Source organism: Lysinibacillus sp. ACHW1.5 (genome assembly GCF_022014815.1).
Lineage (GTDB): Bacteria > Bacillota > Bacilli > Bacillales_A > Planococcaceae > Lysinibacillus > Lysinibacillus capsici.
This window is the reverse complement of record NZ_CP091777.1, coordinates 3,255,127-3,269,396: the sequence shown is the minus strand read 5'-3', so window position 1 is coordinate 3,269,396 and position 14,270 is coordinate 3,255,127. Positions and strand designations below refer to the sequence as shown.

At 36.2% G+C, this 14,270-nt stretch carries 25 protein-coding genes; 24 read left to right on the top strand and 1 reads right to left on the bottom strand.

Annotated elements, in window-relative coordinates; all coding sequences use genetic code 11:
• Positions 1-2: 2 nt before the first annotated feature.
• The 17 genes from L6W14_RS16365 (at position 3) to L6W14_RS16285 (ending at position 8,399) form a co-directional block, all read left to right on the top strand.
• On the top strand, positions 3-941 hold the full coding sequence (locus L6W14_RS16365; protein ID WP_237898393.1) for a PDDEXK family nuclease: 939 nt from the start codon (positions 3-5) through the stop codon (positions 939-941).
• Between the two features lie 40 nt (positions 942-981).
• The gene (locus L6W14_RS16360) at positions 982-1,338 is read left to right on the top strand and encodes a hypothetical protein (protein ID WP_237898392.1); all 357 of its coding nucleotides are present in this window, start codon (positions 982-984) and stop codon (positions 1,336-1,338) included.
• 179 nt (positions 1,339-1,517) lie between these two features.
• A complete protein-coding gene (locus L6W14_RS16355; protein WP_237898391.1) occupies positions 1,518-2,036 on the top strand; it encodes a helix-turn-helix domain-containing protein in 519 nt (172 codons plus the stop codon).
• Positions 2,033-2,275 carry a hypothetical protein gene (locus L6W14_RS16350; RefSeq protein WP_237898390.1) on the top strand — a complete coding sequence of 81 codons (243 nt, stop codon included), beginning with the start codon at positions 2,033-2,035 and terminating at the stop codon, positions 2,273-2,275. The genes L6W14_RS16355 and L6W14_RS16350 overlap by 4 nt, the downstream gene beginning before the upstream one ends.
• 285 nt (positions 2,276-2,560) lie before the next feature.
• The gene (locus L6W14_RS16345; protein ID WP_237898389.1) at positions 2,561-2,791 is read left to right on the top strand and encodes a YqaI family protein; all 231 of its coding nucleotides are present in this window, start codon (positions 2,561-2,563) and stop codon (positions 2,789-2,791) included.
• Between the two features lie 67 nt (positions 2,792-2,858).
• Positions 2,859-3,797, top strand: coding sequence for a YqaJ viral recombinase family nuclease (locus L6W14_RS16340; RefSeq protein ID WP_237898388.1), 939 nt, complete (start codon positions 2,859-2,861; stop codon positions 3,795-3,797).
• Between the two features lie 3 nt (positions 3,798-3,800).
• Complete coding sequence (locus L6W14_RS16335; RefSeq protein ID WP_237898387.1) at positions 3,801-4,607, top strand: recombinase RecT; 807 nt, start codon at positions 3,801-3,803, stop codon at positions 4,605-4,607.
• The gene (locus L6W14_RS16330) at positions 4,597-4,773 is read left to right on the top strand and encodes a hypothetical protein (protein ID WP_237898385.1); all 177 of its coding nucleotides are present in this window, start codon (positions 4,597-4,599) and stop codon (positions 4,771-4,773) included. The genes L6W14_RS16335 and L6W14_RS16330 overlap by 11 nt, the downstream gene beginning before the upstream one ends.
• A gap of 11 nt (positions 4,774-4,784) precedes the next feature.
• The gene (locus L6W14_RS16325; protein ID WP_237898377.1) at positions 4,785-5,150 is read left to right on the top strand and encodes a zinc-finger-containing protein; all 366 of its coding nucleotides are present in this window, start codon (positions 4,785-4,787) and stop codon (positions 5,148-5,150) included.
• 20 nt (positions 5,151-5,170) lie between these two features.
• A complete protein-coding gene (locus L6W14_RS16320; RefSeq protein WP_237898375.1) occupies positions 5,171-5,476 on the top strand; it encodes a hypothetical protein in 306 nt (101 codons plus the stop codon).
• A gap of 49 nt (positions 5,477-5,525) precedes the next feature.
• The gene (locus tag L6W14_RS16315; RefSeq protein ID WP_237898373.1) at positions 5,526-5,936 is read left to right on the top strand and encodes a hypothetical protein; all 411 of its coding nucleotides are present in this window, start codon (positions 5,526-5,528) and stop codon (positions 5,934-5,936) included.
• 15 nt (positions 5,937-5,951) lie between these two features.
• Positions 5,952-6,473: a hypothetical protein gene (locus tag L6W14_RS16310; protein WP_371824155.1), complete on the top strand. Its 522-nt coding sequence runs from the start codon at positions 5,952-5,954 to the stop codon at positions 6,471-6,473.
• Positions 6,406-6,918: a DnaD domain protein gene (locus L6W14_RS23210; RefSeq protein WP_371824154.1), complete on the top strand. Its 513-nt coding sequence runs from the start codon at positions 6,406-6,408 to the stop codon at positions 6,916-6,918. The genes L6W14_RS16310 and L6W14_RS23210 overlap by 68 nt, the downstream gene beginning before the upstream one ends.
• On the top strand, positions 6,851-7,687 hold the full coding sequence (locus L6W14_RS16300; RefSeq protein ID WP_237900993.1) for an ATP-binding protein: 837 nt from the start codon (positions 6,851-6,853) through the stop codon (positions 7,685-7,687). The genes L6W14_RS23210 and L6W14_RS16300 overlap by 68 nt, the downstream gene beginning before the upstream one ends.
• Before the next feature lie 39 nt (positions 7,688-7,726).
• A complete protein-coding gene (locus L6W14_RS16295; protein WP_237898372.1) occupies positions 7,727-7,909 on the top strand; it encodes a hypothetical protein in 183 nt (60 codons plus the stop codon).
• A gap of 3 nt (positions 7,910-7,912) precedes the next feature.
• On the top strand, positions 7,913-8,218 hold the full coding sequence (locus tag L6W14_RS16290) for a hypothetical protein (RefSeq protein WP_237898370.1): 306 nt from the start codon (positions 7,913-7,915) through the stop codon (positions 8,216-8,218).
• The gene (locus L6W14_RS16285; RefSeq protein WP_237898368.1) at positions 8,211-8,399 is read left to right on the top strand and encodes a hypothetical protein; all 189 of its coding nucleotides are present in this window, start codon (positions 8,211-8,213) and stop codon (positions 8,397-8,399) included. Before L6W14_RS16290 ends, L6W14_RS16285 begins: the two co-directional genes overlap by 8 nt.
• Before the next feature lie 218 nt (positions 8,400-8,617).
• On the opposite strand, the gene L6W14_RS16280 is transcribed toward L6W14_RS16285, so the two are convergent.
• Positions 8,618-9,088, bottom strand: a complete 471-nt coding sequence (locus L6W14_RS16280) for a hypothetical protein (protein WP_131521412.1) — start codon at positions 9,086-9,088, stop codon at positions 8,618-8,620.
• Positions 9,089-9,368: 280 nt separating this feature from the next.
• On the opposite strand from L6W14_RS16280, the gene L6W14_RS16275 reads away from it, so the two are divergent.
• The 7 genes from L6W14_RS16275 (at position 9,369) to L6W14_RS16245 (ending at position 14,217) form a co-directional block, all read left to right on the top strand.
• Positions 9,369-9,785 carry a RusA family crossover junction endodeoxyribonuclease gene (locus L6W14_RS16275; RefSeq protein WP_131521413.1) on the top strand — a complete coding sequence of 139 codons (417 nt, stop codon included), beginning with the start codon at positions 9,369-9,371 and terminating at the stop codon, positions 9,783-9,785.
• Complete coding sequence (locus L6W14_RS16270; protein WP_131521414.1) at positions 9,770-10,081, top strand: hypothetical protein; 312 nt, start codon at positions 9,770-9,772, stop codon at positions 10,079-10,081. Before L6W14_RS16275 ends, L6W14_RS16270 begins: the two co-directional genes overlap by 16 nt.
• Before the next feature lie 31 nt (positions 10,082-10,112).
• The gene (locus tag L6W14_RS16265) at positions 10,113-10,337 is read left to right on the top strand and encodes a hypothetical protein (RefSeq protein ID WP_131521415.1); all 225 of its coding nucleotides are present in this window, start codon (positions 10,113-10,115) and stop codon (positions 10,335-10,337) included.
• 36 nt (positions 10,338-10,373) lie between these two features.
• A complete protein-coding gene (locus tag L6W14_RS16260) occupies positions 10,374-11,180 on the top strand; it encodes a DNA adenine methylase (protein WP_237898367.1) in 807 nt (268 codons plus the stop codon).
• 373 nt (positions 11,181-11,553) lie between these two features.
• Positions 11,554-11,988: a LuxR C-terminal-related transcriptional regulator gene (locus tag L6W14_RS16255; protein WP_237898366.1), complete on the top strand. Its 435-nt coding sequence runs from the start codon at positions 11,554-11,556 to the stop codon at positions 11,986-11,988.
• A gap of 953 nt (positions 11,989-12,941) precedes the next feature.
• A complete protein-coding gene (locus L6W14_RS16250; RefSeq protein ID WP_237898365.1) occupies positions 12,942-13,520 on the top strand; it encodes a hypothetical protein in 579 nt (192 codons plus the stop codon).
• Between the two features lie 160 nt (positions 13,521-13,680).
• Positions 13,681-14,217 carry a hypothetical protein gene (locus L6W14_RS16245; protein ID WP_237898364.1) on the top strand — a complete coding sequence of 179 codons (537 nt, stop codon included), beginning with the start codon at positions 13,681-13,683 and terminating at the stop codon, positions 14,215-14,217.
• Positions 14,218-14,270 lie beyond the last annotated feature (53 nt).

Below are 14,270 nucleotides of genomic sequence, written 5' to 3'. Positions count from 1 at the left end.
AAATGTCTAATGTAATCAACATTAAGTATTTAGCTGTAATAAATATGATGCACCCACATTATAAGAGTGAATATTTCAGAGTTTTTGGTAAAAAACAAAATTTTTCAACGTTCGTTTCATATTGCCATGCTTATGCAAAATATTTGCTCGTACAATCCAGTTTCGATGCTTATGAAATTTTCATTGATGCGTATAACGGAGTCGTTGTTCAAGATGAAGAATATAAGTTGCATCAAGAGAATCAAAAAGAAATCTTGTTTGGTCGCAATTATAAAAATTTATTAATCTGTGATGAAAGAATTCAAATTGAAAAAGAAAATTTCCGTTTCGAAAAGGATTTAGAAAACATGATTTTTAAAGATTTCATTGATTATTACGGTGATGAAAAAAGCATTAAAAGACAAGAATACTTAGGGTTCGGAAGATCTGATATTTCGATAAACGGCCAGTTCGCTTTAGAATTGAAAATCGGCAAAGCAAAGAGGAAGGACGTTTATCAAACATTTGAATATTCTTTTGACAAAAATATCAAAAGGGTTTGTTTAATTGCCAAAGAAATCAGTGACGACGTATTGAAAATAGCAGAAAAATTAAATGTTGATTGTTACAACTATTCATTCGTTAGAGAAGAAGAAACAGATTCTTATCCGATGGGCGTTTATTTCGAAAAAGTGACCAGATCAAACTCGAATCTTTTCGATGAGTATTTAGAAGATGTAGGAGGTGTAACTCTGTTCAGCTTCTATGATCCGCTGTTTGATTTCAACAAAGAGATGAAAAAATCGCTTGAAATAATAGAATCTGTTACAAGTCTAACTTCGGATTTGAATGAAAAAAGAATTGAAAAATTGTTAGTTATTTTAGAAGAAAACGGCATCGATACTTCGAAAGGTTTCCTACATGCTGCAAATGAGTATTTAAAAAAAGTTTCTAACGAATAAGATAGGCGCTATACCAGCGCTTGAGATTGGAGGCGAAACTATGAATCTAACAATAGATGAACTAAAAGAAGCGTTATTAAACGCTGAATTAGCTGATTTGTTTCAAAAAGCATATAAGCAGGGTGTAGAAGATGGCCGAGAGATAGAAAAAGCGAAATTCGAAAATTCTCTACCACCAAACTTAAAAAAAGAAGATGTAGCTAAAATATTCAATTGCGAATTACCAACAGTAGAAAAAATAATTCGCATGGATGGCTTTCCAAAGTGTTTAGCATTAAGTGCTCGTTATCCAAGAGACAAAGTATTGGCATGGAAAAACAATAATGTGTCATACATGAACTCACGTCTTGGTATCTATGTGAGTGAAAATGAAAGGCTTAGATTATTAAGAGCATAGGAGAGGCCAGGGCAAATGGCCTCAAGATAAATCAAACTACCAATCTAGTAGAAATCGAGAGGTAGGGGCAAATCTACCTCTTAACCATTATTATACACAAATTACTGAAATTTGATGGTTGCAACCAAGTTAACTTTAGACTGAAATGTGACCTTAATTAAATAGAAAGGGTGGTAAATGTGAATGTCACTGAAAATACAGTTGGGGGAGTAATAAAAGAATTAAGGGGTGGTGAGACACAGCTAAGTCTTGGCTTAGACATTGGTGTTGGAAGGGAACGGCTTTCTCGATATGAAAATGGCCGTGCTAAAGTGCCATCGGATATTAGTAGAACACTGGTTAATCGATTCGATAATCCGAAGCTTGCTTTAGCAGTGCAGCATGAGTACACAGGAACAGGGCCCATTTACTTGAACGGCCCAAACGTAGACCTCCATCGCTGTAGTGTACGAGAGAAAACAATAGAAGAACTCCAAGAAGCCTTGGACGCCATAACTAGTACAAGCCTTGCAAAACCTAGCGATGCCATTGAGCATTATGAGCGAAAAAACATTTTGGACATGATTGAAGAGGCAGTTGAGGCAGCTACAGCACTAGCGAACTTTATCGCAGTAACAACCGAGCACCTTGGTATTAGCTACACAGGTGTATGGATGGACCATTACAAATATCTTCAAAAGGTAGGATTTATTAAATGAATATAGATGAACAAATTGAAAGAGAACTAGCTTGCATAGATGATCTAACAGATGTAATCAAACTACACGTAAAAGCAGGTCGTATCAACATAGCAAAACAACTAGAACGAGACCTACATAATTCGTTGAATCAACTAGAAAAACTTCATAAGAAAAAAGAGTTATGGGCAACGGTTGCTGATTTAAACCAGCGAGGAATACTTGTTCAGGTGGTGAAGAAACTTGCGCATCAAGCCTAGAGCATGGCGACACATGACATTAAAGCAGAGGTTAATATATGTACATTTCTTCTGCGATAAGAGGGTGTTATTGAGGCTAAATGAATACAAAAAAGCTGCTTAATCGAGCGAAGATTAAACAGCAGACAACATATACAAATCTATTATATCACAAGTTTCGACGTTTGCGAGAGTTATCTCGCTTCCGTCAAGCAGCCAGCAATTTGCCGTCTCCCTACGGTTATGCTTTGCCACTGTGAGTTGCTTGATGGGATGCCATCAATACATAGGAAAGAAGGTGAGCACATGCGACAACTTATGGAAGTTGAAAATCCAATGGTGTTAGGAACGATTGAATCCGTAAATAGCGTACCTACATTTCGGTATATCGAGAGAGATTTTCGTGATATCTACGGTAGCTTAATCGTTTATAACGACGACTATATGGAGTTTCCAAATGGAGATATCGTTCATTTAGACAACATCCATACGTATTTAGAGGATAACTACAATGCTAAATTTTACACAAAAAAATAAACCACTACTCAGAATAGTGGCTTAACAAATCATTTTTACCATCATATCACGAAAGGAAGTAATTTGCATGGTTTTAGCAAAAATTACAACTGCTGATATGAGTCGTGACGAGTGGTTAGATGCTCGTCGCGCTGGTATCGGTGGGTCAGATGTTGGGGCAATTATGGGATTCAATCAATATAAAAGTGCTTACCAGGTGTTCTTAGAAAAAACAGGCCAGTATCACGAGGAAATCGATAACGAAGCTGTTTATTTTGGAAATGCACTAGAGGATTTTGTAGCTCAAGAGTTTGCAAAACGAACAGGAAAAAAGGTTCGACGATTAAATAAAATGTTGGTCCATCCAGAACATGATTTCATGCTTGCTAACCTTGATAGGGTTGTTGTTGGAGAACGAGCAGTGCTTGAGTGTAAAACAGCTAGTGAGTACGTGAAAGACGCCTGGGTAGGCGAAGAAATACCAGCTAGTTATTTATGCCAAGTTCATCATTACCTAGCTGTTACAGGCTTTGAAAAGGCTTATATCGCTGTTCTTGTTGGTGGCAATAAATTCATTTGGAAAGAAATCGAGCGTGATGAAGAATTTATACAAATCCTTATCGAACGTGAGAAAGATTTCTGGGAAAATCATGTCCTAAAAGACATAGCTCCACCGATTGATGGTTCAGAAGCAACCAATGAATTAATCAAAAAAATGTACCCACAAGATGACGGTACGGCCATCATGCTCACAAAGGATGACGATGTACTACTGGATGCTATCGATTCTATTTCAGATGAAATTAAAGCGTTAGAGCAACAAAAGAAAGAGTACGAGAATCGGTTAAAGCTAAAGTTAGAAAACGCTACAGAAGGGCACTCTCAACGTCATAAGGTGACATATAAAACAGTTGTTTCGAATCGTGTTGATAGTAAACGGCTGAAAGTAGAGGTTCCTGATATTTACGAGAAATTCATTAAACCATCATCTTCGCGACGACTAACAATTAAAAAATTGGAGGCTTAATAAATGGCTACTACAAATGAATTAAAAGCAAAGTCACAGAATCAAGTATCAAAGCAAGTAACGCCTGAACCATCATTAAATGCATTGTTAAAAAAGATGGGTCCTGAAATCCAACGCGCTTTACCGAAACACATGGATTCTGATCGTATCGCTCGAATTGCATTAACAGCAGTTCGAACAACACCAAAATTACTAGAGTGCGACCAAATCAGTTTTGTAGCAGCACTTATGCAATCAGCTCAACTAGGTGTTGAACCAAATACAGGGCTAGGGCAAGCGTACTTAATTCCTTACGGAAAACAGGTTCAGTTCCAGTTAGGTTATAAAGGCTTAATTGACCTAGCTGTTAGAAGTGGTCAATACAAAGCTATTTATGCCCATGAAGTGTACCAAGAAGATGAATTTTCATACTCTTACGGATTACACAAAGATTTAGTACATGTTCCTTCACAAAACCCAGAGGGCGAGCCAATCGGCTACTATGCTGTATACCACTTGAAAAACGGAGGATACGACTTTGTTTACTGGACAAGAGAACGAATTGAAAAACATGCTCACAAGTTCTCTCAAGCAGTTCAGAAGGGTTGGACAAGTCCTTGGAAGACCAATTATGACGCAATGGCCAAAAAGACAGTACTAAAAGAAGTATTAAAGTTTGCTCCTAAGTCAATTGAGCTTCAAAAGGTTGTTGAGGCTGATGAAACTATTAAAACAGAGGTTTCAAAGGATATGAGTGAAGTTATTGATGTAACTGACTATTCGGTAGTTGAAGAAGAACCAGTTCAAGAGGAATTAATCATTGAACAGTAACGTACCACACAAAGTCCTTCTGCCTGCTTGGATATTCCAACAGGCAAAGGATAACGATGAAATCAGACGTTTGGTGCTGCAGTACATGACTAGATATCCGAACTATCGAATTGTCAAAGTGAGTGGTAGTTTTGTGGTTTGTGAGCGTGAACAGAGGTTGTTATAGGAGGTTTAGAAATGATTTGTGGCTACTGTGGTAACGAGGCTGAGTTTATGTCCAGCAAAGAATTTTATGGTCAAGATTATGGTGTGAATATGTATGTGTGTAGACCTTGTGATGCTTATGTAGGTACGCATGGTAAAGGGAAAACGCCACTAGGGACATTAGCGAATAAAAGATTACGGTCGATGAGGAAAACGGCTCATTCAATGTTTGATCCTCTGTGGAAAGGCAAGTGTCGAAAAATGGGTAGAGGCAAGGCGTATCAAGTAATGCAAGAGTTAATGAACTTACCACCTGAAAAGGCTCACATCGGCATGTTTAATGAAGAACAATGTTATGAGCTGATTCAAAAATTAAAGGTTTATAGGGGCTTAATTTAAAAGTGTGGAGGGACAATTACATGAGTATTCAACTACAACAATTCATTGAACAAAAGAAACTAGAGCTTGAACAGAGTGGTAAGTATAGACACGTTTCAATCCACTCAAAAGATGCTGTAATGCTTACAAGAAAAGGCATAGGTCAGCAATTCTTAGCAACAGACACACCATACTCACAATATGGTCATGAGGTTAAACCTAGCGAGGTTCCAGAAATACCATCCGTGCCATTTAAGGAGAATGCAACAGAGGTTATTTTCGAGGTCATTGAGAAACGAAAACGTAATCCTAGTGAAGTTAAATTCTATTTCTTGTGGATTTTGTGAATAAGTCTGTGATTAAAAATTTGAATATTGAAAATATGGAGGGCGAACCATGAAAGTATTTCAACAAAACATCTTTGGTGGAGAGGATGAAATTATTACTACTGTTCCTGTCATCGTCTTAAAACATCGTGATAAAGAAGGACGTTATCTAGCTGCAGATATTGATGTAGCAGATTTCAGTGATCCAGATGGTGATATAACGATGGATGATATCCAAGACGCTTTCATCATAGTTCGGGATGATCGCCAAAAGCCAGGACAATCAGAAATTGATGAGGTAATAGCACATTCAGAGGCACACAAAGCTTACATGCTTGAAAAATTCGGTAATAGAGCTTCCATCAGTTACGATGTCGCAAAATGGCTTGAAACATATGAGCCAGTCAACATTGATATGTCAGTAGATAAGTTCAATGAGGCAGCATATGCAAACGACTGGGAGCCAGTCAAAACGTACTAGGAGGGGCGAGGGCAAATGGCTAAATACAGATACGTCTACACAACTTTTTGGAACGATCCTCGTGTGGTTGAGGAAATGACAGCAGAGGACAAGTACTTCTTCCTATATTTGCTGACAAATGAAAGTACGACTCAGATTGGTATCTATCAAATTACTAAAAAACAAATAGCTTTTGATATGGGCTACTCAATGGAAAGTGCTGGTGCCTTGCTACAACGCTTTAGGGACCATCACAAGATTATTAAATACAACGAAGAAACTCGTGAGATAGCCATTAAAAATTGGGGGAAATACAACCTGAATCGTGGGGGCAAACCGATTCTTGATTGTGTGAAATCAGAGTTAAAAGAAGTGAAAGATACTTCATTAATTCGATGGGTAGGCGAAGGAATCTCGAATGATTCTGTACGTATCGTCTACGAGTCGTACTACGATACGTCACACGATACGTATAACGATTCGTCAAAAAATGAAGAATCCAGTAATGATGCGGGTTCTTACGATACGTGGACAAAAAGAAAAAGAAAAAGAAAATAAAAAAGAAAATAAAAAAGAAAAAGAAAAGAGAGAAGACAGTCAGTCGTCGGTCTCTTCTCCTTCTTCAACTAATAATCCTTTTCTTGAAATAAAAACTACCTTTGATTCATTAATCCGTATGAGCAACTTTACAGACCATAAAAAAATGGACAAGCTGCTTGAATTTTATCCAGATCACTTATTGATTATTGAGGCAATTAAGCTTACTGCCGACCTTGGAAAATCAAGCATCGAATATGTAGAGGGTATTTTACGAAACTGGGCACTTGAAAAAGGTATTAACTCTTATAAAGATTGGGTAGCAAAGGAGGCTAAACCTGATGGAATCACTAAAGGACACTTTGCAAACAGACAGATTTCAACAAATTCTAAAGTTCATGCAGGAACAGGCATCGATGCCTTCTATGAGCAACTCGAACGAGACAAACAAGCCTGGGGAGGATAAGTGCCCTAAATGTAATGGAACAGAGTTCGTTTTCTCTCATTACGAAGAAAAAGGGAACCAAAAATACGAGATTCATAAGCCTTGTGATTGCCGAGAGGTTAATAGTTGGAAACGTAGATTTAAGAATGCGTTGATTCCAGAGGAATTTGTACATGCCAAATTTGAAAATTATGTTCGAGAAACGGATATGCAACAGCGAATGTTCTCGATGATTAAAGGTTACTTAGAATCATTCCCAGTAGATCGTGAGGCACTTAAAAAGGAAGGGGCTCAAAACATCGGTTTTATAGCAACTATAGGTGAGCAAAGGATTCGTTCTTTACCACCTAATGAGCGCCTTGAACTAAAAAACAGACATAACAACTTCGGTATAGGGAAGACGCATTTACAAATAGCTTTATCCAAACAATTGATAAAAAAAGGCTTTAACGTGCTGGTTGTATCTGATGTAGCTTTCATGGATGAAATGATGGCTGCTAAACGAATGGACGACAATAGTGAAACGTATTACGGCTTATTGAATGATGTTTTAACAGCAGATGTTCTCGTTTGGGATGACATCGGGAAAGCCAAATGGACAGAGGCTCGTGAGGGATTGTATTACCACGTTATCAATGAACGTTACAAACGAAAGTTACCAATTATTTTCAACAGCAATGAGGATAGAGCTACCATTGCGGAACGTATTGGATACGCAGGGGCTAGTAGATTGCTAGATAAAAACGGTGAAGTTTTAGAAACAGAAGGAATTGATTGGCGGTTGAAATAAACGAGGGGCGCATAGCCCCTTGATGGAGGGTGAAGGGATATGAGCAAAGATGTATACAGAGCAGCTATTGAGATAGGCGGCATGTATTGGGACATTGCAATGAATCATCTTTACCGTGAACTTGAAGATTTCAACAAACAGAATTACAAAAGCGCTGCTGTTGATGTCGCTTTGGAAACTGGCGACCGTGAAGCTTTTAACAAATTAGTGGGGAGTGAATGAGGGATGCACGTTATTGAAACAAAGGTTAAAGAAACAATCAGAGTAATTCATAACAATTTAGAAGCAATGCACGAAAACATCCAGTCTTTAAAACAAACTGGTTGGTCAGGAAACACACGTCATAGCTTGGTCGGTATTCCATTAGTAACAGAAGATATAGGCAACGTATGGGACGTGGAAGAGTTCGTATCAAGGCATCCAGAAGTTGAGGTGCAGTACCCCGAAGAAAATGATTATTTCCATACAAGACCATACATTTATGTCACGCAACATGAACGTGAGGTAGAGGATGGTGAAAATTATGAATGAACAATTCTTAATCGACCAAATCATTTTGTACCTTGGGCAACATCAACGCTTTGGAGGCAAACAAAACGAAATCATGGCATATAACCGTTTGGAGCAATTGAGAGTCATGGTAGGGCTGAAAGATGCTGATGAGGCTACGGATTATCTCATCATGAAAATGGAAGGGGCGATGGCTGCATGAGTAAATTAAAAAGGTGTAAAGCATGTGAAGAAACATTTACATGGAATGAGGATGTAGATGTAATTCTTGTAAATGAAGAAAGGTAATTTAATAGAATAGCCCACCGCCTTAAGGTGATAAGTTTCTCTTAAGAAAGGTGGACGGAGTACATCTAATAAGATTTTGAAAGAGAAATAAAGAAACAAGATTTTATAGTTACTACTGATTAGTATAACAAATTATAGAAGGAATGAAAGTAAGTCATAATAGAACCAAAAAGCAATTCTTATCAAAATCCCACCTGCTAATGGTACAAAAAGAGGCACCAAAACCAAGAAAAATAAATAATCTACTCTTTCAATATAAAAACTTTTGTATCTCAATAAAAAACGCAAAGAGTGATAACCACTTATCAATAATAATGTAAAGACAAAAAATGAAAAGACTTCTAATTCATTTTCCTTAAAGTATTCTGAAAAAAGTGCTATATGAGAATAGATACTTGATATATATAATCCTGTTGGAATAACAGCATATGCAGTTATTCGACTTAAATCATATATGGTACCACCGATATTCTTTGCAATGTTTTTTACTGGCCTTATTTCTTTTTCAGTAACCTTTTCAGTAATTAAATTATAGACACTACTAATAATTAACAAAGGTATAAACATAAAAGCTCCTACAACAATAGGAAAAATAGGTCCCATTTTTTATCTCCTAGTTATCTATAAATTAGAAAGGATAATTTTTCATCTGTTTCATAATAATAGAATATTGTTTTCTGAAAAATAGTATAACAACTTTCTCCTTTAACGTAAATAATAATCCAAACTAATTAAAATGGGTGTTGAAGTAGCAGTACCAACAGGTAAATAACAAGCTGAATTATGAGGATTTTTGAATTGTAACTAAAATACATGCTGCTGGTAGAACCGCATTAGGTTGTTTTATCAGCAGACTTCTGAGAGTGCTGACAGGAGGGCAAACATGAACGTACTCACATTTGAAATACCTGGAGATGTGCAGGCACAACAAAGACCACGAGTAACAAGAAATGGTACATTCGATCCAAAAGAATCCAAAGACTATAAATCATTCGTGAGACTAGTAGCTGCAGAGCATGCACCAGAATCACTAATTACAGAGGATATAAAGCTAACTATCGATGTTTATCGTAAGATGCCAAAAGCTATCAGCAATAGCAAGAAAAAGCTACAGCAGGCGTTAAATGGTGAGTTGCGACCAACAACTAAACCAGACATCGACAATCTGGCAAAAGGCATTAAAGACGGTCTAAGCAAGGTTATATGGCGTGATGACAGCCAAGTGACAGAGTTAGTTGCTCGTAAGTGGTATTCGGATAATCCGAGGGCAGAGGTGACGATTGAATGGCACCAAAAGTAGAGAATCGATACATCTTATTTTCACAGGAAGAACATGAAATGGTGCAACTGGATTTCACACATGCACAGATCGAAAAATTCATTGGTATGTGGGAAGCTGATTTCTCTCTTAATCTGATTTATCGCAAGTTGAACATTCATAAGGTCAGTGCTGCTCTTATAGTTATGGATTTGGAGCTACTAGGTGTAATCAAACCAAGAAAGCATGGATTAATAGGAAAACAGCTGGATGGAGATTATGATGATTGGTTTGAGGAGTTTAAAAAGAATAAAGAGCCAGTGTTGAGTAATAGTTGAAAAAGAGAATGCGAAATAGGGTGAATCTAATATGGTACGATACCTTGTTTATCAAAGTTATATGACACCCCCAAAAATAAGAGGCGAATTACCAGATATCATATCCGAATATATCGCTAATGATTCTGACATTAGATGGCATTATACATTCACAAGGAATATTGAAAACGCCTATATCTTTGATGATTTTGAGATTGATGTTGCAAAAGAAATTGCAGAACTTTGGAACATGAAATTAAAGCAATTAGAGGTGTAATTGAAAGAAAATGTTCAATACCAGGAGGTGTTTATAATGTCAAGAACTCCATTAATTTGGTTTGGAGGAAAAGGAAAACAAGCTGATCTAATCATTAGTAAAATGCCAAGTCACAAAGTATATGTTGAGCCGTTTGGGGGTGCAGCACATGTCATTTCACGCAAGCCAAGAGTCAATCACGAAGTCTATAACGACATTGATGGATCAGTAGTAAATTTTATTATGCAGGCAATCGATCGGCCAAACGATTTAGCTGATTCATGCCAACAATTACCCTATAGTAGAGAACTTTTTGAAAAATGGAAGAGAGAGCCTTTACCTCGAGATCCGTTTGACCAGGCTGTTAGATTTTTTTACTTAAATAGATCAGCCATTAGTCGTGGTAATGCTGATGAAGTACCTAATACTGGATGGCGACATAGTACAACAAGTAGTCAAAATCCTGCTATGGGTTATGTGAATGCTTGTAAGGCAATACAAGATTTTTCAAAGAGGATGCAAGGGGTAATGATCGAAAAGAAAGACTTCCGAGAAATAATTGATAAATATGACTCGGCCGAAGCGTTAATGTATGTCGATCCACCTTATATTGGGCGTGAAAAATACTATGCAGGCGGATTTACTGAAAAAGATCATATTGAACTTGCTGATATGCTTAATTCATGCAAGGCCAAAGTGATGATTAGTTACTATCAGGATCCGTTATTAAAAAATATATATAAAGATTGGTTTGTGGAAACTCACCAGGCATTTAAACAAGTTGTTGGTGGCGAGAATATGGGGGCACCAGCTGAAGAATTACTAATAATGAATTATGAAATTAAGCAACTTGCTTTATTTTAGTTGCTGAACACTTTGAGGAAATAACGAAAAAAGTTCGGCGGGGATTTACCTACCAAACTTTAAGGATTAGTTAATTCGGGATTTTTTAAAATAAAATTTAGCTAGAATACCGATAACTAAAATTATCCAAATTAGCTTGTATGGTAAAACAAGTACATCCCATATAACTGAAATAATCTTAGCCATAATTTCTAATATTCCAATAATAAAATCGAACATAATTTATCTACTTCCTTTTTAACCAAATTATAGCATATTAGTAGTTTTAGAAAAGAAAAAGCCGCAGCGTTTGCACACGCTACAGCTCGAATTGGTTTATGCCCTTTGATGGTGTTCACAACTCTAGTATATCACACCGTAGGAGGGCAAACCTATGAAACAAGGGCAAATTAAAGTTACAAAAGAGGATTTACTACAATGGATTGAGAATTATCGATGGATGGTTGAAACAATCGAGGAAGCAAGGCAGCCAGTAGCGAAAGCTGATATCAATAGCTACATTGGGGCAAAAACGGCTATGTATGGGATTGAGGCAACATTGCCAAAAGCTAGTGGAGGTACAAGTGATCCAGTTTATACAGAAGTACAGCGTCGTGTATATTCGTTAAATTATCGTATTAAGGAATATGAGCAAAAGATTGAAGAAGTGCAAAAACGTATTCCTTACGTGATTGGTGACAGGGAGGTTGAGGTCCTTCATAGACTGCTGGATGGGGATAGTATGCGAGCGATTGGTAAACATATGAGACTATCTAGTACAACGATATTTAGAGTGAGAAATAATATTTTAAGTCAGATGATGAAGTAGCCAATGGGCTACTTCTTTTTAATAACATTTATTCAAAAATCGGGGCCAGATTGTTGAATAACAATTAAGGTCACCAAAGGACGCTTTAGGAGCTTTTTTGTTAATGGTATAATATATTTAAAATTCCTTTATTAGGGTTGTTTGCGCGAGAGCTATACTGTCAATAGATTGTCTTGAAGGAGAAGTGATTTTAAATGAATAGACGAAAATTGTATTGGGTATTACTTGTTCCTAGTGTTCTTATATATATTGTAACTTTAATTTTATTGCCTGAAAGTAAAAAGAATTATTCTGTATTTTTAATTCTCTTATTTTGGATTGTTTATTATGGTGTTATTAAAATAAATGATTTGAAAAACAAACGAAGAAAATTATAGGACATTTAATTGAAAAACCGATCTTCCACAATCAGGCGCGATTGTGGAACGAAAGAAACAAATGAAACAGATGTAACAAAAGGAACAAATGTAAAACATGTAGCATGTTTTGTGAAATAAAAAATCCATTGTAAACTGGGAGGCAGGACGGCGCGGTAAGCTTTTCCTCTCTTGGTATTTATAAAAACCTAAATATTAGGGAAAGACAGACCGACGACCGACCTGCGCCGAGCAAATTAGTTCGGAGCAAGACATACATGGCCGGCCCATATTTTTTAAGAGATATAGGGAACAGGCAAATAAAACTGAAGGAGTGGTTTATATGTGAACTTCGTCCACTTTCCATAATTTCAGTCAAACTTACTACATCAACAAAGTGCACGGAAATGCACTATAAATCTAGAACACAATTCGTTACAAAATAACGTGGTGTCGCTCTACCACGAGTCGCAAGTGAGCTCTCGACAATTTACCACAATATCAAAGCTTTCATCTTAGGATGGAGGCTTTTTATTATTTTTATAAATGGTTGAAATTTTTCATTCTCACTTTATTATTAAGTGGGGGGAATTTATAGTGAAAGAAATTGCAGAATGGTCTGTTATAGCATTAACCACATTAACCACTTTATTAACAATCGGTTTGGTCCTTATAGAGTTCGAGACAATAGACACAACTTTATTAGCTGGAATAATTGCATTTGTAGGTGCGATAATAGGTGGCTTCATCACATTAATTGGTGTTAAACGAACAATCGAATCAAATAGATTAATAGAAAATGAGAAGAAAATAAAAGAAGAATTAATGTTTTTATACCCTTTACAAAGAGAAGTTGAGGAGATAAACGAATACATTTGGTTTGAATATAATGAGAATCATGCTCCATATCAAGAAATACTTAATTATGTCCAAAAGCATTTGTCTATAAAAAGAAAATTATATGAATATGCGCAAAGAGGTAGCTTAGAAGTTTATGCTGAGTTAATTAAGATAAAGGATTTCTATGATTTTATGGCCATGCAAATTTATGAATCTGGAGAAATAGAAGGAGTATCCGATAGAAAAGGATTTAATCTAATACAAGAAAAATTAGCTGATTTTCAAAAACTTGTACGAAAAGAAATCAGATTAAAGAAAAGTGAGATAAAAAACTAAAATAAACATCCTTAGGGGTGTTTTTCTTTTGCTTTGAATACTGCATCAAACAGCCAAAACACTTTGTGATGAGAGGGCGGAGTTTGGTGTGGTTTTGAGAGCAAAAAGTTATTACATATATTTCATCTGCTAGTTTATGATTGGGTGGGAGGTGGAACTTATGAAATTGTCAGCAGAATTAGAAAAGCGAATTCAGGAGTGTTTTATTAAGGCGAATCTAACAGATATTGAATTAAAAGTTTCTGATGAGGAACGTTATGAAATGTGTTACAGTTTGGACGAACATAGTATTTATTACAATGTTGAAACTTTGAGAAATGACTTGAAGGAAGACTTCAATGATATCGATTTTGAAGATTATTTCATAATTATTCTTTGTCATGAAATTGGACATGCATTAGATGAGAATTTAGAAAAGAATCATATGCATTCAACAAAATTATGGGATAAGATTCAGCAAAATCTCTTTGCTAAGACAAACAAGAAGTTTTTAAATGATATCAAAAACAATGCAATACAAAATGAGAAAAACGCTTGGAATAAAGCAGCCCAAATAATTGATGAATCTATGAAAATGGATTTCGAAAAAGTAATGGAAAAGAGTTTGAAAGATGCAATAGAAACTGCAAATATGGAAATGGAACTTATGACATTAAAAATACGAAATGCAGAATTGGAAATAAAAAACCTCTCCTAATATGGAGGGGTTTTTCTTTTGAATAATTTTTGTGTTGGAGGTGGTGTTTATGA